General features: G+C 69.2%; 20 protein-coding genes. 16 read left to right on the top strand and 4 right to left on the bottom strand.

All coding sequences use genetic code 11. The features are described 5' to 3' along the window. Positions 1-1,506: VC_2705 family sodium/solute symporter (locus ACE3T5_RS17440; protein WP_374669369.1), on the top strand; the 1,506-nt coding region annotated here is incomplete at its 5' end. 68 nt (positions 1,507-1,574) lie between these two features. Here the strand turns inward: ACE3T5_RS17440 and ACE3T5_RS17435 are convergent. Continuing rightward, entirely contained in the window at positions 1,575-1,961 is a 387-nt protein-coding gene (locus ACE3T5_RS17435; RefSeq protein WP_374669368.1) for a hypothetical protein, read from the bottom strand. Between the two features lie 86 nt (positions 1,962-2,047). Between ACE3T5_RS17435 and ACE3T5_RS17430 the strand changes: the two genes are divergently transcribed. From ACE3T5_RS17430 to dnaB, 8 genes are all read left to right on the top strand, one after another. Beyond that, positions 2,048-3,925 carry a DUF294 nucleotidyltransferase-like domain-containing protein gene (locus ACE3T5_RS17430; protein ID WP_374669367.1) on the top strand — a complete coding sequence of 626 codons (1,878 nt, stop codon included), beginning with the start codon at positions 2,048-2,050 and terminating at the stop codon, positions 3,923-3,925. Positions 3,926-3,930: 5 nt separating this feature from the next. Next, positions 3,931-4,566, top strand: coding sequence for a 3'-5' exonuclease (locus tag ACE3T5_RS17425; protein WP_374669366.1), 636 nt, complete (start codon positions 3,931-3,933; stop codon positions 4,564-4,566). 77 nt (positions 4,567-4,643) lie between these two features. Continuing rightward, complete coding sequence (locus ACE3T5_RS17420) at positions 4,644-5,102, top strand: hypothetical protein (protein ID WP_374669365.1); 459 nt, start codon at positions 4,644-4,646, stop codon at positions 5,100-5,102. A gap of 149 nt (positions 5,103-5,251) precedes the next feature. After that, entirely contained in the window at positions 5,252-5,617 is a 366-nt protein-coding gene (rpsF, locus tag ACE3T5_RS17415) for a 30S ribosomal protein S6 (RefSeq protein ID WP_374669364.1), read from the top strand. A 19-nt stretch (positions 5,618-5,636) separates the two neighbouring features. Next, positions 5,637-5,933 carry a primosomal replication protein N gene (gene priB / locus ACE3T5_RS17410; RefSeq protein WP_374669363.1) on the top strand — a complete coding sequence of 99 codons (297 nt, stop codon included), beginning with the start codon at positions 5,637-5,639 and terminating at the stop codon, positions 5,931-5,933. A gap of 9 nt (positions 5,934-5,942) precedes the next feature. Beyond that, positions 5,943-6,224: a 30S ribosomal protein S18 gene (rpsR, locus tag ACE3T5_RS17405; protein ID WP_201692678.1), complete on the top strand. Its 282-nt coding sequence runs from the start codon at positions 5,943-5,945 to the stop codon at positions 6,222-6,224. A gap of 13 nt (positions 6,225-6,237) precedes the next feature. Beyond that, positions 6,238-6,690, top strand: coding sequence for a 50S ribosomal protein L9 (rplI, locus tag ACE3T5_RS17400; protein ID WP_374669362.1), 453 nt, complete (start codon positions 6,238-6,240; stop codon positions 6,688-6,690). Between the two features lie 196 nt (positions 6,691-6,886). Then, positions 6,887-8,290 (top strand): replicative DNA helicase, encoded by a 1,404-nt coding sequence (gene dnaB / locus ACE3T5_RS17395; protein ID WP_374669361.1) that lies wholly within the window; start codon positions 6,887-6,889, stop codon positions 8,288-8,290. Here dnaB and ACE3T5_RS17390 read toward each other — a convergent pair. From ACE3T5_RS17390 to ACE3T5_RS17380, 3 genes are all read right to left on the bottom strand, one after another. Beyond that, the gene (locus ACE3T5_RS17390) at positions 8,287-9,966 is read right to left on the bottom strand and encodes a PhoH family protein (RefSeq protein WP_374669360.1); all 1,680 of its coding nucleotides are present in this window, start codon (positions 9,964-9,966) and stop codon (positions 8,287-8,289) included. The two genes, dnaB and ACE3T5_RS17390, sit on opposite strands and share 4 nt — an antisense overlap. A 195-nt stretch (positions 9,967-10,161) precedes the next feature. After that, the gene (locus ACE3T5_RS17385) at positions 10,162-10,638 is read right to left on the bottom strand and encodes a peroxiredoxin (RefSeq protein ID WP_374669359.1); all 477 of its coding nucleotides are present in this window, start codon (positions 10,636-10,638) and stop codon (positions 10,162-10,164) included. A 153-nt stretch (positions 10,639-10,791) separates the two neighbouring features. After that, on the bottom strand, positions 10,792-11,166 hold the full coding sequence (locus tag ACE3T5_RS17380) for an Mth938-like domain-containing protein (RefSeq protein WP_374669358.1): 375 nt from the start codon (positions 11,164-11,166) through the stop codon (positions 10,792-10,794). A 96-nt stretch (positions 11,167-11,262) separates the two neighbouring features. On the opposite strand from ACE3T5_RS17380, the gene ACE3T5_RS17375 reads away from it, so the two are divergent. From ACE3T5_RS17375 to ACE3T5_RS17345, 7 genes are all read left to right on the top strand, one after another. Next, positions 11,263-12,489 carry a pyridoxal phosphate-dependent aminotransferase gene (locus tag ACE3T5_RS17375; protein WP_374669356.1) on the top strand — a complete coding sequence of 409 codons (1,227 nt, stop codon included), beginning with the start codon at positions 11,263-11,265 and terminating at the stop codon, positions 12,487-12,489. Positions 12,490-12,494: 5 nt separating this feature from the next. Beyond that, positions 12,495-13,817 (top strand): homoserine dehydrogenase, encoded by a 1,323-nt coding sequence (locus ACE3T5_RS17370; RefSeq protein WP_374669370.1) that lies wholly within the window; start codon positions 12,495-12,497, stop codon positions 13,815-13,817. A gap of 3 nt (positions 13,818-13,820) precedes the next feature. Further along, positions 13,821-15,251, top strand: coding sequence for a threonine synthase (thrC, locus tag ACE3T5_RS17365; protein ID WP_374669355.1), 1,431 nt, complete (start codon positions 13,821-13,823; stop codon positions 15,249-15,251). A gap of 7 nt (positions 15,252-15,258) precedes the next feature. Continuing rightward, positions 15,259-15,792 (top strand): molybdopterin-guanine dinucleotide biosynthesis protein B, encoded by a 534-nt coding sequence (gene mobB / locus ACE3T5_RS17360; RefSeq protein WP_374669354.1) that lies wholly within the window; start codon positions 15,259-15,261, stop codon positions 15,790-15,792. After that, the gene (gene glp / locus ACE3T5_RS17355; protein ID WP_374669353.1) at positions 15,789-17,018 is read left to right on the top strand and encodes a gephyrin-like molybdotransferase Glp; all 1,230 of its coding nucleotides are present in this window, start codon (positions 15,789-15,791) and stop codon (positions 17,016-17,018) included. Before mobB ends, glp begins: the two co-directional genes overlap by 4 nt. Beyond that, entirely contained in the window at positions 17,015-17,266 is a 252-nt protein-coding gene (locus ACE3T5_RS17350) for a MoaD/ThiS family protein (protein WP_374669352.1), read from the top strand. The genes glp and ACE3T5_RS17350 overlap by 4 nt, the downstream gene beginning before the upstream one ends. A 5-nt stretch (positions 17,267-17,271) precedes the next feature. Continuing rightward, the coding region (locus ACE3T5_RS17345) for a molybdenum cofactor biosynthesis protein MoaE (protein ID WP_374669351.1) at positions 17,272-17,661 on the top strand (390 nt) is incomplete at its 3' end.

Genomic DNA, 17,661 nt, shown 5'->3' with positions numbered 1-17,661 from the left:
GGCCTGGGCGGCATTCTGGTCTGCTCGTTCCTGGGCGGCATGCGCGCGGTCACGTGGACGCAGGTGGCGCAGTACATCATCCTGATCATTGCCTACATGCTGCCCGTGGTCTGGCTGTCCGTGAAGCAGACGAGCGTGCCGATCCCGCAGCTCGTGTACGGCTTCCAGATGGAGAAGGTCACCCAGCTGGAAGACAAGCTGATCAAGGATCCGAAGGAGCTGGAAGTGCGCAAGGTCTTCGCCGATCAGGCCAAGGCCCTGGGCGAGAAGCTGAAGGACCCGAAGACGGCGCTGGCCAATGACCGTGCCGCCGCGCAGAAGACCCTGGACGACCTGAAGGCCAACAACGCACTGGCCTCGCAGGTGACGGCGGCCGAGAAGGCCCTGGCCGCGGTGCCCAAGGACGAAGCCGCCGCCGTGAAGGCCTGGACGGCCGCCAAGGCCGCCGCCGAGGCACGCGACAAGCCGCTGGGTGGCATGCCCCGTCACGGGACCATCTTCGCCGGTGACCCGAATGGCGACGACAAGGCCAAGGCGGCCTACGACACCTCGCGGCGCAATTTCCTGGCGCTGATCTTCTGCCTGATGGTGGGCACGGCGGCGCTGCCGCACATCCTGATGCGCTACTACACCACGCCCAGCGTGAAGGAGGCGCGCAGCTCGGTGACGTGGTCGCTGTTCTTCATCTTCCTGCTGTACTTCACGGCGCCTGCGCTCGCGGTGCTGGTGAAGTACGAGATGTTCAGCGCGGTGGTCGGCGTGCCATTCGACAAGCTGCCACACTGGATCACGGCCTGGAACAAGGTGGATGCGGCGCTGCTGTCGGTGGCCGACGTCAACAAGGACGGCCTGCTGCAGTTCGGCGAGATCCGCATCGGCGGCGACATCGTCGTGCTGGCCACGCCGGCCATCGGCGGGCTGCCCTACGTCGTCTCGGGCCTGGTGGCTGCCGGCGGTCTGGCCGCTGCGCTCTCCACCGCCGACGGCCTGCTGCTGACGATCGCCAACGCGCTGTCGCACGACCTGTACTACAAGATGATCGACCCGAATGCCTCCACGGCGCGCCGGGTGACGCTGTCCAAGGTGCTCCTGCTCGTCGTGGCCCTGGCCGCGGCCAGCGTGGCAGCGCAGAAGCCGGCGGACATCCTGTTCCTGGTGTCGGCGGCGTTCTCGTTCGCGGCAGCGGCGTTTTTCCCCGCGCTGGTGCTGGGCATCTTCTGGAAACGGGCCACCGGCATCGCCGCCTCCGTCGGCATGGTGGCTGGCCTGGGCATCACCTTCTACTACATGGTGACCACCCAGCCCTGGATGCGCGGCATCTTCGGCGTGACCTCGCCCATCGAGCTGTGGTGGGGCATCCAGCCCATCTCCGCCGGCATCTTCGGCGTGCCGCTGGGCTTCGCGACCATCATCATCCTGAGCCTGGTCACCCCGGCGCCGGACAAGAAGACGCAGGAACTCGTGGAGCACGTGCGCTACCCGAGCCTGGCCTCCGTGGGTCGCTGACGCTCGCGTCATGACCCTTCACAAGCCCCGGGGTTCGCGCCCCGGGGCTTTTTTGCGCCTTCAGGGCCTCAGAGCAGGCCCGAGATGGCCCATTCGCGCGTGCACTTGGCGCAACGCACGTCCACGCACTGCTGGGCCGGGTGCTGCCGCAGCACGCGGAAGCGGCCGTAGTCGCCGCAGTCCGGGCAGGAGGCCTGGTTGGCGGTCTCCTCGGCGCGCATCAGCAGGAACAGGTAGCGTCGGATGGCCCAGACGCCGATGCCGGTGCATGCCAGCGCCATCAGCACGTCCAGCGCCTGCAGGCCGGCTTCGGCGCCCCGGGCTACCTCCAGGCTGCCCAGCAGCCCGATCACACTGAGGAAGGCCAGCACCATGTGGGCATGGCTGGAGAGCAGCTGTCTCTCGTACCATTTGCGAAAGCCGACGCGCTGGACATGGTCCGCCAGGGTGTTCATGGGCTGCCTTTCGACCGGTGATGAGCTGATTGTGCGGCTGTCGAGCAAGGGCCGTGCCTTCATCCGTCAGCATTGGAGTGACCTGCATGGCTGATTCGTCAACCCCTTCACACTCGCTGCTGGACGCCTTCCGCCCCAGCCTGGTGCGGCATCCACCCTTCGCCCACATGGCGCGGGCAGACGTCGACTTCTTCATCCAGGCGAGCGAGCAGCGCTACTACGCGCCCGGCGAGGTGCTGGTCGCGCCCGACCACGGCCCGGTGGAGGCGATCCATTTCATCCGCGAGGGCGCCGTCACCGGCGTTCGCGGCGCCGAGGCGGTGCAGGCCTTCGCGTACGAGGCGGGTGACCTGTTCCCCCTGGGCGCGGCGGTGGGCCACCGGCCCGTCACCGCCACCTACCGCGCCACGGCCGACACCTTCACCCTGGTGCTGCCACGCAGCGCCATGACCGAGCTGGCCGCCCGCAGCCCCGCCTTCGCCGACTTCCTGACGCGCCGCGTGGCCCGCTTCCTGGAGCTGTCCCGCCAGGAGCTGCAGAAGGCCTTCGCCTCCCAGGTGCTGGCCGAGCAGTCGCTGGAGACACCCCTGGGCGAGCTGGCCGCCAAGGCCCCTGTCACCTGCGGGCCGGATACCCCCTTGCGCGAGGCGCTGGGCGAGATGGTGCAGCGGCGCATCGGCTCCATCCTCGTCACCGATCCGGACGGCGGCATCCTCGGCATCCTCACCCGCTACGACGTGCTGGGCCGTGTCACGCTGCCAGGCGTGCCGCTCGACGCACCGATCCGCCAGGTCATGGTGTCGCCCGTGCACACGCTGAGCGCCACGCACACCGCGCAGGAGGCCGCGCTGCTGATGTCGCGCCACGGCATCCGCCATGTGCCGGTCACGCGCGACGGGCGGGCGATCGGCATCGTGTCCGAGCGCGACCTGTTCGCCATGCACCGCACCTCGCTCAAGCAGGTCAGCACGGCGCTGCGCGCGGCGGCCGACGTGCCGGCGCTGAAGGCCGCGGCAGCCGACATCCGCCGGTTCGCGCGCAGCCTGCTGGGGCAGGGCGTGCACGCCCGGCAGCTCACCGGGCTGATCAGCCACCTGAACGACGTGCTCACCCAGCGCCTGCTGGAGCTGCTCGCGCCGCGGCACGGCGTGGCGCTCGACAGCCTGTGCTGGCTGGCCCTCGGGTCCGAAGGGCGGGGCGAGCAGACCATCGCCACCGACCAGGACAACGCGGTCATCCTGGTCGAGGCGGCCACGCCAGCCGACCGCGAGGCGGCGCTCGCCCTGGGCCGTGCGGTCAACCTGGCGCTGGCCGAATGCGGCTACCCGCTGTGCAAGGGCGGCATCATGGCCGGCGAGCCCGCCTGCTGCCTGCGGCTGGACGAGTGGCGCGATCGCTTCCTGCACTGGGTGGCGCAAGGCAGCCCGGAGGATCTGCTCAACGCCAGCATCTATTTCGACCTGCGGCCGCTGGCCGGCGACGCACGCCTGGCCCAGTCCCTGCAGGCCACCGTGCTGGAGGCCACGCAGGCCACGCCGCGCTTCCTGAAGCAGATGGCGTTGAACGCCCTGGAGCGGCCCGCGCCGCTGAACTGGCTCGGTGCGATCGACGTCGACGCCGCCGGCGAGGTGGATCTCAAGCTGCAGGGCACGGCGCTCTATGTCGACGGCGCCCGGCTCTACGCCCTGCAGCTCGGCGTGGCGGCCACGGCAACGCGCGACCGGCTGGAGGCAGTGGGTCCCCGGCTGGGCGTGCCCGCCTCCGAGTTCCAGGCCTGGGTGGCCGGCTTCGAGTTCCTGCAGATGCTGCGTCTGCGACACCAGCTCGACGCCGCATCGCCGGCCGACGCGCCGAACCGCATCCGGCTGGCGGACCTCAACGACATCGACCGGCGCATGCTGAAGGAGTCGTTCCGCCAGGCCCGCCAGCTGCAGCAGCGCCTGCAGCTCGACTACGCGCGGTAGCCGCCATGGTGTTCGGCTTCCTGCGCAAGCGCCCGGCTCCGGACGAGGGCCGCTGGCTGATGGTGGACGTGGAGGCGAGCGGCCTGGACGCGGCGCGCGACCAGCTGCTGGCGATCGCGGGGGTGGCCCTGCGCGTGGACTGGGCGACGCGCCGCATCGCCATCGTGCCGGCCGACAGCTTCGAGGTCGTGCTGCGGCAGGAGGCCCCGAGCACTCGCGAGAACATCCTGCTGCACGGCATCGGGGCCCAGCGCCAGCGCGACGGCCTCGACCCGGTGGCGGCGCTGGACCGCTTTCGCGCCTGGGCGGGGGCGTCGCCGCTGCTGGCCTTCCATGCCGCCTTCGACGAGACGCTGGTGGGCCGCTGGGCCCGCGCGACGCCGGCCGGGCCGTTGCCCAACGCCTGGCTGGATCTGGACCACCTGTGCACGGTGACCCACCCGAAGGTGCGCGCCCGGTCGCTGGACGAATGGATGGCACACTTCGACATCCGCTGTGCGGTGCGCCACCAGGCCGCCGCCGATGCCCTGGCCGAGGCGGAGCTGCTGCTGCGCATCTGGCCGCGGGTGGCGGCCGAGTGCGGCAGCTGGGCTGACGTCGTGCGGCTGGCGGCGGCACACCGGTGGCAGGCGCGCGGCTGACCGGGCCACGCGCGGGGGCGCTTGACACGGCAGCGCAGCCCTGCACACTTCGAGCCTGTGGAAGGTATGGATTCGACATGATTCTCGGCAAGACGGACGAGGGCCACCGCGTGCTGCGCACCCGTTCGGTGCCGCTCACGCCGCGGCAGCGTGCGGTGTTCATCCTGATCGATAGCAAGAAGTCGCTGTCCGAGCTGCTGGCGGCCACCGCCACGGTGGGCGTGACCCGGGCCGACATCGACCGGCTGATCGAGCTCGGCCTCGTGCGCGAGCTCTCCGCCGGCCTGGCCGCGATGCACGCGAACGCCGCCCGCCTGGAAGCCAAGCGCTCCAGCCGCAGCCTGGAAGAGCGCTTCGAGGAGGCGTATCCCATCGCCACGCTGCTCACCTCCAGCCTGGGGCTGCGCGGCTACCGCCTGCATGCCCTGGTGGAGTCCACCACCAACTACATGGACCTGCTGGCCCTGGCACCGCGCGTGCGCGAGGCCGTGGGCGACGAGCGCTTCCAGCTGCTGGACCGGGCGCTCAACGACTGACCCGCTGCCCCCGCGCGAACGGGGCACCCGGGCGGGCGCTATAATCGCAGGCTTTCCCTTGCCGCACCTCGTCTTGACGCCGGGGGCGGCTGCAACCTGCCGGGCAGACCACGCGGTCCTTCCACCCGGCGCATCCTCAAGGAGCATCGATGCGTCACTATGAAATCATCCTGCTGATCCACCCGGATCAAAGCGAGCAGGTGCCAGCCATGCTGGAGCGCTACAAGGGCATGATCACCGCCGGCAACGGCAAGGTGCATCGGGTCGAGGACTGGGGCCGCCGCCAGCTGGCCTACCAGATCAACAAGCTCGCCAAGGCCCACTACCTGTGCATCAACATCGAGGCCGACCAGGCCGTGATGAGCGAGCTGGAGCACGCCTTCCGCTTCAACGATGCCGTGCTGCGCCACCTGACGGTGGTTCGCAAGAAGGCCGAGACCGGCCCGTCCTCGATGATGAAGACCGTCGAGCGCGAAGAGGCCCGCAAGGCCCAGCAGGCGGAGTTCCAGTCGTAAGGCAGCCGAAGCACCGGGCGTGAACCAGCTCGTCCTGAGCGCCCGCATCGCCGAGAGCAAGCCGCTTCGCCACACCCCTGCCGGCATTCCCGCGCTGGACCTGCGGCTCGCGCACGAGTCCGAGGCCCTGGAAGCCGGGCAGCGCAGGCAGGTTGCCCTGGAGTTGCGGGCAGTGGCCTTCGGGGCGCAGGCGGAGTCGCTGGCCGGGCAGGCCATCGGCGCGGGCTTCCGGTTCACGGGTTTCCTGGCCGCCGCGCGCGGTGGCAAGGTGCCGGTGCTTCACATCCAGTCATTCGAGCCAGACATTCATTCGTAGAGGTCCCACATGGCCACGTTCAAGAAATTCAACAAGGACAAGCGTCCCAAGCGCAACACGCAATCGCTGCTGTTCAAGCGCAAGCGCTTCTGCCGCTTCACCGTCGCGGGCGTCGAGGAAATCGACTACAAGGACATCGACACCCTGCGTGACTTCATCTCCGAGAACGGCAAGATCATCCCGGCGCGCCTGACCGGCACCCGCGCGATCTACCAGCGCCAGCTGAACACCGCCATCAAGCGCGCTCGCTTCCTGGCCATGCTGCCGTACAGCGACCAGCACCGCATCTGAGGAGGCACGAACCATGCAAGTCATCCTGCTCGAAAAGGTCGTGAACCTCGGCAACCTCGGCGAGATCGTCAAGGTGAAGGACGGTTACGCCCGCAACTTCCTGATTCCCACCGGCCTCGCGCGCCGTGCGACCGAGGCCAACAAGGCCGAGTTCGAAGCCCGCCGCCTGGAACTGGAAAAGGCCGCCGCCGCCAAGCTGGCCCAGGCCCAGGCCCAGGGCGAGAAGCTGGCCGGCACCACCGTCAAGCTGACCCAGAAGGCCGGCGTGGACGGTCGCCTGTTCGGCTCCGTCACCAATGCCGACATCGCCGAGGAACTGAACAAGGCCGGCTACCAGGTCGTCAAGGCCCAGGTGCGCATGCCCACCGGTCCGATCAAGATGGTCGGTGACAGCGCCGTCTCCGTGGCCCTGCACACGGACGTGGTGGTGGAAGTCAACGTCACCGTCTACGGCGAGACGGCCTGACGGCTGCCTCTCCGCGGCGCCGGCCCCGCCGGTGCCCCTCGCAAGCCGCCCTTCGGGGCGGCTTTGCTTTTCGGCCCCCGCTTGCCCACAGGCAGCGGGCCGCCGTGCACATGATGCCCACAGGCTGTGCCCATAGTTGTCACTGGACGGGTTTACAGCCGTCGTCCACAATCGTCCGATTCAGGAGATCCGCTCCATGTCCGCAGTGCTGAGCCCCGCCAACGACGGCTTCCCGGATGACCGTCAGGTGGCGCAACTGCGCATCCCGCCGCACTCCATCGAGGCGGAGTCCAGCGTGCTCGGCGGCCTGCTGCTGGACAACGGCGCATGGGACCGCGTGGGCGACCTGCTGACCGACGGCGACTTCTACCGCTACGAGCACCGCCTCGTCTACGCCGCCATCGGCGCGCTGGTCAACGCCACGCGGCCGGCCGACGTGATCACCGTCTTCGAGCACCTGCAGAGCCTGGGCAAGGCCGACGAGGTGGGCGGCCTGCCGTACCTGAACGCCCTGGCGCAGTACGTGCCCAGCGCGGGCAACATCCGCCGCTACGCGGAGATCGTGCGCGAGCGCGCCATCCTGCGCAAGCTGGTGAGCGCCAGCGACGAGATCGCCACCGCCGCCTTCAACCCGCAGGGCAAGCCGGTCGACAAGATCCTGGACGAGGCCGAGCAGAAGATCTTCCACATCGGGGAAGAGGGTTCGCGCATGAAGCAGGGCTTCCAGGCGATGGACAGCCTGGTGGTGCAGCTGCTCGACCGCGTGCAGGAGATGGCCGACAACCCGAACGACATCACGGGCGTGCCGACCGGCTTCTACGACCTCGACCGCATGACCTCGGGCATGCAGGCGGGTGACCTGATCATCCTGGCCGCGCGCCCCTCCATGGGCAAGACCTCGCTGGCCATCAACATCGCCGAGCACGTGGCCCTGCATGAGGGCCTGCCGGTGGCGGTGTTCTCCATGGAAATGGGCGCCTCGCAGCTCGCGGTACGCATCGTCGGCTCCATCGGCCGCATCGACCAGACCCACCTGCGTACCGGCCGGCTGACGGATGACGAGTGGCCGCGCCTGACCGAGGCCATCGAAAAGCTGCGCAACATCTCGCTGCACATCGACGAGACGCCCGGCCTCACCGCCAGCGAACTGCGCGCCAATGCGCGGCGGCTGGCCCGCCAGTGCGGCAAGCTGGGCCTGATCGTGGTGGATTACCTCCAGCTCATGAGCGTGTCATCCGGCATGAGCGACGAGAACCGCGCCACGGCGGTCGGCGAGATCTCGCGCGGCCTGAAGATGCTGGCCAAGGAACTGCAGTGCCCGGTGATCGCGCTGTCGCAGCTCTCGCGCGGCGTGGAGTCGCGCACTGACAAGCGCCCGATGATGAGCGACCTGCGCGAGTCGGGCGCCATCGAGCAGGACGCCGACGTGATCATGTTCATCTACCGCGACGACTACTACAACAAGGACTCCAAGGAGCCCGGCGTCTCGGAGATCATCATCAGCAAGCAGCGCAACGGCCCCACGGGCACCTGCAAGCTGGCGTTCATCAAGCCGCTGACCAAGTTCGAGAACCTGGCCAGCGGCAGCGACGACTTCTAGAGCACTTCGCTCGCGAAGTCGGCGAGGCGGGACCGCTCCCCGCGGGCCAGCGCGATGTGCCCGCTGTGCGGCCAGCCCTTGAACTTGTCCACCGCGAACGTGAGGCCCGAGGAACCCTCGGTGAGGTAGGGCGTGTCGATCTGGGCCAGGTTGCCCATGCAGATGATCTTGGTGCCGGGGCCGGCGCGCGTGACCAGCGTCTTCATCTGCTTGGGCGTGAGGTTCTGCGCCTCGTCGATGATCACGTACTTGTTCAGGAAGGTCCGCCCGCGCATGAAGTTCATGCTCTTGATCTTGATCTTCGAGCGGATCAGGTCGTTCGTGGCCGCGCGACCCCACTCGCCGGCGCCGGTGTCGGACTTGCCCAGCACCTCCAGGTTGTCGTCCAGCGCGCCCATCCAGGGGCCCATCTTCTCTTCTTCCGTGCCCGGCAGGAAGCCGATGTCCTCGCCCACGCTCACGGTGGCACGGGTCATGATGATCTCGGTGTAGCGCCGGTCGTCCAGCACCTGGGTCAGGCCGGAGGCCAGTGCCATCAGTGTCTTGCCGGTGCCGGCGGTGCCGGTGAGCGTGACGAAGTCGACCTCGGGGTCCATGAGCAGGTTCATCGCGAAGTTCTGCTCGCGGTTGCGCGTGGTCACGCCCCACACCGCGTTCTTCAGGTGGCCGTAGTCCTTCAGCGTCTTGAGCACCGCCGTCTTGCCGCGGATCTCGATCACGCGCGCATACAGGCTGGGCTCGCCCGGGGCCTCGAAGTACACGAACTGGTTGATCAGCAGGCTGGGCACCACCGGCCCGGTGATGCGGTAGAAGGTGTGGCTGCCGGCCTGCCAGCTCTCGACCGTCTTGCCGTGCTTGGCCCAGAAGTCCTGCGGCAGCGCGAGCGAGCCCGAGTACAGCAGGTCCAGGTCATCGAGGGTCTTGTCGTTGCGGTAGTCCTCGGTCGCCAGGCCCAGGGCGCGTGCCTTCACGCGCATGTTGATGTCCTTGGAGACCAGCACCACCTCGCGCGGGGCATGCTGCTCGCGCAAGGCCTGCACCACGCCCAGGATCTGGTTGTCTGCCTTGCCGGCGGGCAGCGCCAGCGGCAGCGCGGCGCCCAGCGGCGTGGTCTGGAAGAACAGGCTGCCACCGGCCTCGCGGTGCCCGGTGCTCGCGAGCTTGAGGCCGCTGGCGATGTCCGCGCCCTGGGTGCCGGCCAGGGCGTCGAGCATGCGGCTGGCCTGCCGCGCGTTGCGGGCGACCTCGGTCATGCCTTTCTTGTGGCCGTCCAGTTCCTCCAGCACGACCATGGGCAGGAAGATGTCGTGCTCCTCGAAGCGGAACAGGCTCATCGGGTCGTGCATGAGCACATTGGTGTCCAGCACGAACAGCTTGGCCGGGCCGGCCGGCTTGCGCCGCCGCGGCTGGGGCGTGGCCACGGGCGTCTTGCGGCGCGCCGGTTGCGGTTCGTCCAGCCAGGTCTCGATGTCGCCCGCGTAGGCGCCGGGGGCGAGGTCGCCGCCGCCGGCGCGCGGATCGAATTCGTCCTGCGCCTGCGGGCGCTCGGCCACCGGCGCGGCGTCAGCGGTCGCCTGGGCCTTGCGCGTGCCTCGGTGCGGTGCACGGGCCGGGGCGTCGTAGGCGTCCGGCGGAAGCATCGCGGCACGCTTGGTCGGGGCAGGGGGCAGGGGCATGGGGCGGAAGCGGCGCCAGGGCCGCACGGAACGGGAAAGAAAAAAGCCGCCAGGCGAGCCGGGCGGCTGGAGAGGGTTTGACGATGATGACGCGGCGCGTCGGGCTCAACGGCATGAAACCATTATGCACATCGACCGGGGCGCCACAATGAAGCGGGGGTCGCTGTTGCACCCGTGCGTCAGGCGCGACGGTGCTCAGGCGGCCTTCTTGAGCAGCTTCACGGCCTTGAGCACCTCGTCCACATGGCCCGGTACCTTCAGGCCGCGCCACTCCTGCTTGAGCACGCCATCGGCGCCCACCAGGAAGGTGCTGCGCTCGATGCCCTTGACCTTCTTGCCGTACATGATCTTGTTCTTGACCACGCCGAACATGTGGCACATCTTCTCTTCGGTGTCGGCCACCAGCTCGAAGGGCAGCTCCAGCTTGCTCTTGAACTCGTCGTGCGACTTCATGTTGTCGCGCGACACGCCGAACACGACGGCGCCCGCCTTCACGAAATCCTTGTACTTGTCACGGAACTGCATGGCCTCGGTCGTGCAGCCGGGGGTGTTGTCCTTGGGGTAGAAGTACAGCACCACGATCTGCCCCACGTGGGAGGTGTTGGTGACCTTGATGCCGCCGGTGGCGTTCGCTTCGAATTCGGGGAGAGGTTTGTTGACAACGATCGCCATGGGTGTGTGGTTCTGGTTGGACAGGTGTGCGCGTCGTGCTGGCCGGACTGTCCCTGTCGCGCCGCGAGAGCCCGTGCCCCAGGCTCACGGCGCCGTTCCGGGCGCAAGGCGGGATTTTACCGCGAAACGCCTCCTGGTCGGCCTGTCGATCCGTCAGCCGGCTTCAGGGAGCAGCAGCGCGACGGCGACTTCGCGGCCTTCCTGGGCCAGGATGTTGTAGGTGCGGCAGGCCGCCGCGGTGTCCATGGTCTCGATGCCGATGCGGCGCTGCGCCAGCGGCGCCACCCACGACGGATGCGGAAACCGGATGCGCCGGCCGCTGCCGAAGATCACCACCTCCAGCGGCAGCCGCGCGAGCGCCTCGAAGTGCTCGGGGCCCAGGGCCTCGAAGCGCTCGGCCCAGGGCAGGCGCTGGCCGTCGGCCACGATCACCACGTTGTGGGTGATGCGCTCGGTGCCCACCGACACCCAGCCCGGGCCATGGCCCGAGATGGTCTGGCGGTCGGACTGGTCGGGTTGCAGCTTCATGGGGCAGGGTGGCGTCTTGCTGCGCCGCGGAAGAGGCTGCGCACTTTATGGTCAAATTATAGGTTTCGCCTCGCGAACCAGCCTTGTGGAGGGGCTTTGAAGACCATCCAGAAATCGACCAAGCTCGCCAACGTCCTGTACGACATCCGCGGCCCCATCATGGACGCGGCCCGGCAGATGGAGGAGGAGGGCCACAAGATCATCAAGCTGAACATCGGCAACCTCGCCGTGTTCGGCTTCGACGCGCCCGAGGAGATCCAGCAGGACATGATCCGCAACCTGCCGAACTCGGCGGGTTACTCCGACAGCAAGGGCATCTTCGCCGCGCGCAAGGCGGTGATGCACTACACCCAGCAGCAGGGCATCAAGGGCGTCACGCTCGACGACATCTACCTCGGCAACGGTGCCAGCGAGCTGATCGCCATGGCCACCAACGCGCTGCTCAACGACGGCGACGAACTGCTGCTGCCGGCCCCCGACTACCCGCTGTGGACGGCCGCCACCACGCTCTCGGGTGGCACGGCCGTGCACTACATGTGCGACGAGGCCAATGGCTGGCTGCCCGACCTGGACGACCTGCGCCGCAAGATCACGCCGGCCACCAAGGGCATCGTGGTCATCAACCCGAACAACCCGACCGGCGCCCTGTACCCCGAGGAGCTGCTGCGCGAGATCATCGCCATCGCGCGCCAGCACGGCCTGGTGATCCTGGCCGACGAGGTGTACGACAAGGTCCTCTACGACGGCGCCAGGCACACCGCCATCGGCAGCCTGTCGGAGGACGTGCTCACGCTCACCTTCAACTCGCTGTCCAAGAGCTACCGCTCCTGCGGCTACCGCGCCGGCTGGGTGGTGGTCTCGGGCGACAAGCGCGCCGCGGCCGACTACATCGAGGGCCTGAACATGCTCTCGAACATGCGCCTGTGCGCCAACGTGCCGGGCCAGTGGGCGATCCAGACCGCGCTGGGCGGCTACCAGAGCATCAACGAGCTGATCCAGCCCGGCGGCCGCCTGCGCCGCCAGCGTGACGTGGCCTACGAGATGATCACGGCCATTCCGGGCGTCACCTGCGTCAAGCCGCAGGCGGCGCTGTACATGTTCCCGCGGCTCGACCCGCGCGTCTACCCGATCCAGGACGACCGCCAGTTCTTCCTGGAGCTGCTGCAGGAGACGCGGGTCATGCTGGTGCAGGGCACCGGCTTCAACTGGCCCCAGCCCGACCATTTCCGCATCGTCTTCCTGCCCCACGAGGACGACCTGCGCGAGGCCATCGGCCGCATCGCGCGCTTCCTCGACAACTACCGCAAGCGACATTCCGCATGAGTCTCCTGAAACCCATCCAAGTCGGCCTGCTGGGCATCGGCACCGTCGGCAGCGGCGTCTTCAACGTCCTCACGCGCAACCAGGAGGAGATCCAGCGCCGCGCCGGCCGCGGCATCGAGATCACCATGGTGGCGGACCTGGACACCGCCCGCGCCAAGGCCGTCGTCGGTGACGCCGCCCGCGTGGTGGCCGACGCGCGCGAGGTCATCGCCAACCCCGACATCGACATCGTGATCGAGCTGATCGGCGGCTATGGCATCGCGCGCCAGCTGGTGATGGAAGCCATCGCGGCCGGCAAGCACGTGGTCACCGCGAACAAGGCGCTGCTCGCAGTGCATGGCACCGAGATCTTCGCGGCCGCGCAGGCCAAGGGCGTGATGGTCGCCTTCGAGGCCGCGGTGGCCGGCGGCATCCCGATCATCAAGGCGCTGCGTGAGGGCCTCACCGCCAACCGCATCCAGTGGATCGCCGGGATCATCAACGGCACCACCAACTTCATCCTGTCCGAGATGCGCGACAAGGGCCTCGACTTCGACGTCGTGCTCAAGGAGGCGCAGCGCCTGGGCTACGCCGAGGCCGACCCCACCTTCGACATCGAAGGCGTGGACGCGGCGCACAAGGCCACGATCATGAGCGCCATCGCCTTCGGCGTGCCGGTGCAGTTCGACAAGGCCTACGTCGAGGGCATCACCCGCCTGTCCTCGGTGGACATCGGCTACGCCGAGCAGATGGGCTACCGCATCAAGCTGCTGGGCATCACCCGCCGGGCCGAAGGCGGCATCGAGCTGCGCGTGCACCCTTGCCTGGTGCCGGCCAAGCGGCTCATCGCCAACGTCGAGGGCGCGATGAACGCCGTGGTGGTGCAGGCCGACGCGGTGGGCACCACGCTCTACTACGGCAAGGGCGCCGGCAGCGAGCCGACGGCCAGCGCGGTGATCGCGGACCTGGTGGACGTGACCCGCCTGCACACGGTGGACGCCGCCCATCGGGTGCCGCACCTGGCCTTCCAGCCCGACCAGATGGGCGAGCAGCCCATCCTGCCCATGGACGAGGTGGTCACCGGCTACTACCTGCGCCTGCGCGTCGCCGACCAGGCCGGCGTGCTGGCCCGTGTGGCCGGCCTGCTGGCGGGCGCCGGCATCAGCATCGACGCCATGATCCAGCGCGAGGCCTCCGCCGTCGCCGGCGAAGGCGCGACGCAGACCGACCTGATCCTGTTGACCCACGCCGTGCGCGAGGGCACCATGAACGGCGTGATCGCCCAGATGCAGGCGCTGCCCACGGTGCTGGCGCCCATCGTGCGCATCCGCAAGGAAGAACTGGCCTAGCCCATGCGCTACCTCTCCACGCGCGGCCATCCGGACCGCAAGCGCTTCTGCGAGATCCTGCTCGAAGGCCTCGCGCCGGACGGCGGCCTGTACCTGCCCGAGACCTACCCGCGGGTGGATGCGGCCACGCTCGAATCCTGGCGCGGCCTGTCGTACGCCGATCTCGCCTTCGAGATCCTGTCGCTCTACATCGACGACATTCCCGCCGACGACCTGCGCGCCATCTGCCGCCGCACCTACACCGAAGACGTGTTCGGCACCCCGCAGATCGTGCCGCTGAAGAAGCTGGAGCCCGGCCTCTACCTCGAGGCGCTGTCCAACGGGCCGACGCTGGCCTTCAAGGACATGGCCATGCAGCTGCTGGGCCACCTGTTCGAGTACGAGTTGGCCCGCCGCGGCGAGGAACTCAACATCCTCGGCGCCACCTCGGGCGACACCGGCAGCGCGGCCGAGTACGCGATGCGCGGCAAGAAGGGCGTGCGCGTGTTCATGACGTCGCCGCACGGCCGGATGAGCCCTTTCCAGCAGGCGCAGATGTTCAGCCTGCAGGACGAGAACATCCACAACATCGCCATCGAAGGCGTGTTCGACGACTGCCAGGACATCGTGAAGGCGGTGTCCAACGACCTCGAGTTCAAGCGCCGCTGGCGCATCGGCACAGTCAACTCCATCAACTGGGCGCGGCTCGTGGCGCAGGTGGTGTACTACTTCGCCGGCTGGCTGCAGGCCACCGAGCGCCCGCCGTCGCAGCCGGGGCCCGGCCGCGTGAGCTTCACCGTGCCCTCGGGCAATTTCGGCAACATCTGCGCCGGCCACGTAGCCCGCATGATGGGCCTGCCCATCGAGCAGCTGGTGGCGGCCACGAACGAGAACGACGTGCTCGACGAGTTCTTCCGCACCGGCGTGTACCGCGTGCGGGGCGCCGCGGACACGTACGAGACGTCCAGTCCGTCGATGGACATCTCCAAGGCCAGCAACTTCGAGCGCTTCGTGTTCGACCTGCTGGGCCGTGACGGCGCCCGCGTGAAGGCGCTGTTCGGCGACGAACTGGCCCGCAACGGCCGCTTCGACCTGAGCAGCGACCCCGCCTTCGCCTCGGCGGCCGCGCGCTTCGGCTTCGCCAGCGGACGCAGCACCCACGCCGACCGCCTGGCCACCATCCGCGACTGCTGGGACCGCCAGGGCGTGATGGTCGACACCCACACCGCCGACGGCCTGAAGGTCGCTCGGGAGCACCTGCAGCCGGGCGTGCCGATGATCGTGCTGGAGACGGCGCTGCCCATCAAGTTCGCCGCCACGATCGTCGAGGCGCTCGGCCGCGAGCCCGGCCGGCCCGCCCGCTTCGATGGCATGGAGGATCTGCCGCGCCGCGTGACGGTGCTGCCCGCCGACGTGGAGCGCGTGAAGCAGTTCATCGCCACGCACTGCGCCTGAGCGCCGCATGAAGGCCATCGGCTTTGCCGGCTACTCCGGCTCGGGCAAGACCCAGCTCGTCGAGGGCGTGGTGGCCGCGCTGCGCCTGCGCGGCCTGCGCGTCTCTGTCGCCAAGCATGCCCATCACGCATTCGACATCGACCACGCCGGCAAGGACAGCTGGCGCCACCGGCAGGCCGGTGCGTTCGAGGTGGTGGTCGCCTCCGAGAAGCGCCTCGCGCTGATGCGCGAGTTCGAGCAGCCCGCGCGGCTCACCGTGCACCACCTGCTGGCCGAACTGTGGAGCGGCGTCGACTGGGCGCTGGTCGAAGGCTTCAAGGGCAGCGACCTGCACAAGATCGAGGTCTGGCGCCCGGATGCCGGCCACCCGGCCCGCTACCCCGACGACGATTTCGTCGTTGCCATCGCCACCGACGCGCCCGATCGCCTGCCGCAGGCCACCCTGCGCCCGGTGCTGGATCTGAACGATCCCGATGCAGTGGCGCAGTGGCTGGTCGACAATGGCGACCGGTTCGACTACGTCGCGGAGAAGTACCTGTGAATGCCCCCCGGCCGGGCCTGCGGCCTCTGGACGATGCCCTGGCGGACCTGCTGTCGCAGGCGCGGCCGCTGGCCGGCGTGGAGCACGTCCCCACCTTCGAGGCCGACGGCCGTGTGCTCGCGCACGATCTCGTCTCCGCCCTGCAGGTCCCGCCGCAGGACAACAGCTCGATGGACGGCTATGCCGTGCGCTGCGCCGAGATCGCCGACGAGGGCGTGGCGCTGCCGGTGAGCCAGCGCATTCCCGCCGGCAGCGAGGCGCACCCGCTCGCGCCGGGCAGCGTGGCGCGCATCTTCACCGGCGCCCCGGTGCCCGCCGGTGCCGACGCCATCGTGATGCAGGAAGACGTGCAGGCGCTGGAGGATGGCCGCGCGCGCATCCTGCGCGTGCCCTCGGCCGGCCAGTGGATCCGCCGCAGTGGCGAAGACATCACGCGAGGCGCGGTCGTGCTGCGTGCCGGCGAGCGCCTCGGCCCGGCGGCCACCGGGCTGGCCGCTGCCATCGGCCTGGCCGTGCTGCCGGTGGCGCGCCGGCCGCGCGTGGCCCTCTTCTCCACCGGGGACGAGCTGGTCATGCCGGGCGAGGTGCCACCCGAGGCCATGCGGCCGGGCGCGATCTACAACTCCAACCGCTTCTTCCTGCGCAGCCTGCTGCTGCGCCTGGGCTGCGAGGTGCGCGACCTCGGCATCGTGCCCGACCAGCGCGAGGCCACCTTGCAGGCCCTGGCCACGGCCGCGCGCGACAACGACCTCATTCTCACCAGCGGCGGCGTGTCGGTGGGCGAGGAAGACCACATCAAGCCGGCGGTGCAGCAGCTCGGCCGGCTCGACCTGTGGCAGATCGCCATGAAGCCCGGCAAGCCGTTCGCCTACGGGCGCGTGGGCGAGGCGCACTTCATCGGCCTCCCTGGCAACCCGGTCTCCAGCTTCGTCACCTTCGTGCTGCTGGTGCGGCCCTTCCTGCTCGCGCTGATGGGCGCGAGCGAGACGGCGCCCGCCGCCTGGCAGCTGCCGGCCCACTTCGACTGGCCGCGGCCGGATCGCCGGCGCGAGTTCCTGCGCGCCCGCCGCGATGCCGAGGGCGGCCTGGTGCTGTTCCCCAACCAGAGCTCCGGCGTGCTCACGTCCGTGGCCTGGGCCGACGGGCTGATCGACAACCCCGGGGGCCAGGCCATCGCGCGCGGCGACCGGGTGCGCTTCCTGCCCCTGGCGGAGCTGCTCGCATGAAGCTGCGCCTGCGCTACTTTGCCTCGGTGCGCGAGGCCCTGGGCACCGGCACCGAACCGTGGGAGACGCAAGCCACCACGCTGGGCGGCCTGCGGGATGAGCTCGTCGCGCGTGGTGGCGCCCATGCGGAGGTGCTGGCCCGCGGTCGGGCCGTGCGCATGGCGCTGGACCAGGTCATGAGCGATGAGGCCGCGGTCTTGCGAGAGGGCTGCGAGGTGGCCTTCTTCCCGCCGGTCACCGGCGGCTGAACGTCATGGCCCGGGTGACCATCCAGACGCAGGATTTCGATCTCGCCGCCGAGGTGGCGGCGCTGCGCGCGGGCGACGCCGGCGTGGGCGCGGTCTGCAGCTTCGTCGGTACCGTGCGCGATCGCAATGACGGCAGCGCGGTGCGATCGATGGAGCTGGAGCACTACCCGGGCATGACCGAGAAGGCCATCGAGGCCATGATCGACGAGGCGCTGGCGCGCTTCGACATCCGCGGCGCCCGCGTGATCCATCGCGTGGGCCTGCTGCAGCCGCAGGACCAGATCGTGCTGGTGGCGGTCACCTCCGCGCATCGCGGCGAGAGCTTCCGCGCCTGCGAGTTCCTGATGGACTACCTCAAGACCCAGGCGCCGTTCTGGAAGAAGGAAGCCACGCCC

It is taken from the genome of Ramlibacter sp., from assembly GCF_041916345.1.
Lineage (GTDB): Bacteria > Pseudomonadota > Gammaproteobacteria > Burkholderiales > Burkholderiaceae_C > Ramlibacter.
The sequence above is the reverse complement of the archived record's forward strand: the minus strand, read 5'-3'. Positions and strand labels throughout refer to the sequence as shown.

Coding starts and splice junctions, on each gene's coding strand:
- ACE3T5_RS17435 (WP_374669368.1), bottom strand. CDS start 1,961: ATGAACACCCTGGCGGACCATGTCCAGCGCGTCGGCTTTCGCAAATGG.
- ACE3T5_RS17430 (WP_374669367.1), top strand. CDS start 2,048: ATGGCTGATTCGTCAACCCCTTCACACTCGCTGCTGGACGCCTTCCGC.
- ACE3T5_RS17425 (WP_374669366.1), top strand. CDS start 3,931: ATGGTGTTCGGCTTCCTGCGCAAGCGCCCGGCTCCGGACGAGGGCCGC.
- ACE3T5_RS17420 (WP_374669365.1), top strand. CDS start 4,644: ATGATTCTCGGCAAGACGGACGAGGGCCACCGCGTGCTGCGCACCCGT.
- rpsF (WP_374669364.1), top strand. CDS start 5,252: ATGCGTCACTATGAAATCATCCTGCTGATCCACCCGGATCAAAGCGAG.
- rpsR (WP_201692678.1), top strand. CDS start 5,943: ATGGCCACGTTCAAGAAATTCAACAAGGACAAGCGTCCCAAGCGCAAC.
- rplI (WP_374669362.1), top strand. CDS start 6,238: ATGCAAGTCATCCTGCTCGAAAAGGTCGTGAACCTCGGCAACCTCGGC.
- dnaB (WP_374669361.1), top strand. CDS start 6,887: ATGTCCGCAGTGCTGAGCCCCGCCAACGACGGCTTCCCGGATGACCGT.
- ACE3T5_RS17390 (WP_374669360.1), bottom strand. CDS start 9,966: ATGCCCCTGCCCCCTGCCCCGACCAAGCGTGCCGCGATGCTTCCGCCG.
- ACE3T5_RS17385 (WP_374669359.1), bottom strand. CDS start 10,638: ATGGCGATCGTTGTCAACAAACCTCTCCCCGAATTCGAAGCGAACGCC.
- ACE3T5_RS17380 (WP_374669358.1), bottom strand. CDS start 11,166: ATGAAGCTGCAACCCGACCAGTCCGACCGCCAGACCATCTCGGGCCAT.
- thrC (WP_374669355.1), top strand. CDS start 13,821: ATGCGCTACCTCTCCACGCGCGGCCATCCGGACCGCAAGCGCTTCTGC.
- mobB (WP_374669354.1), top strand. CDS start 15,259: ATGAAGGCCATCGGCTTTGCCGGCTACTCCGGCTCGGGCAAGACCCAG.
- ACE3T5_RS17350 (WP_374669352.1), top strand. CDS start 17,015: ATGAAGCTGCGCCTGCGCTACTTTGCCTCGGTGCGCGAGGCCCTGGGC.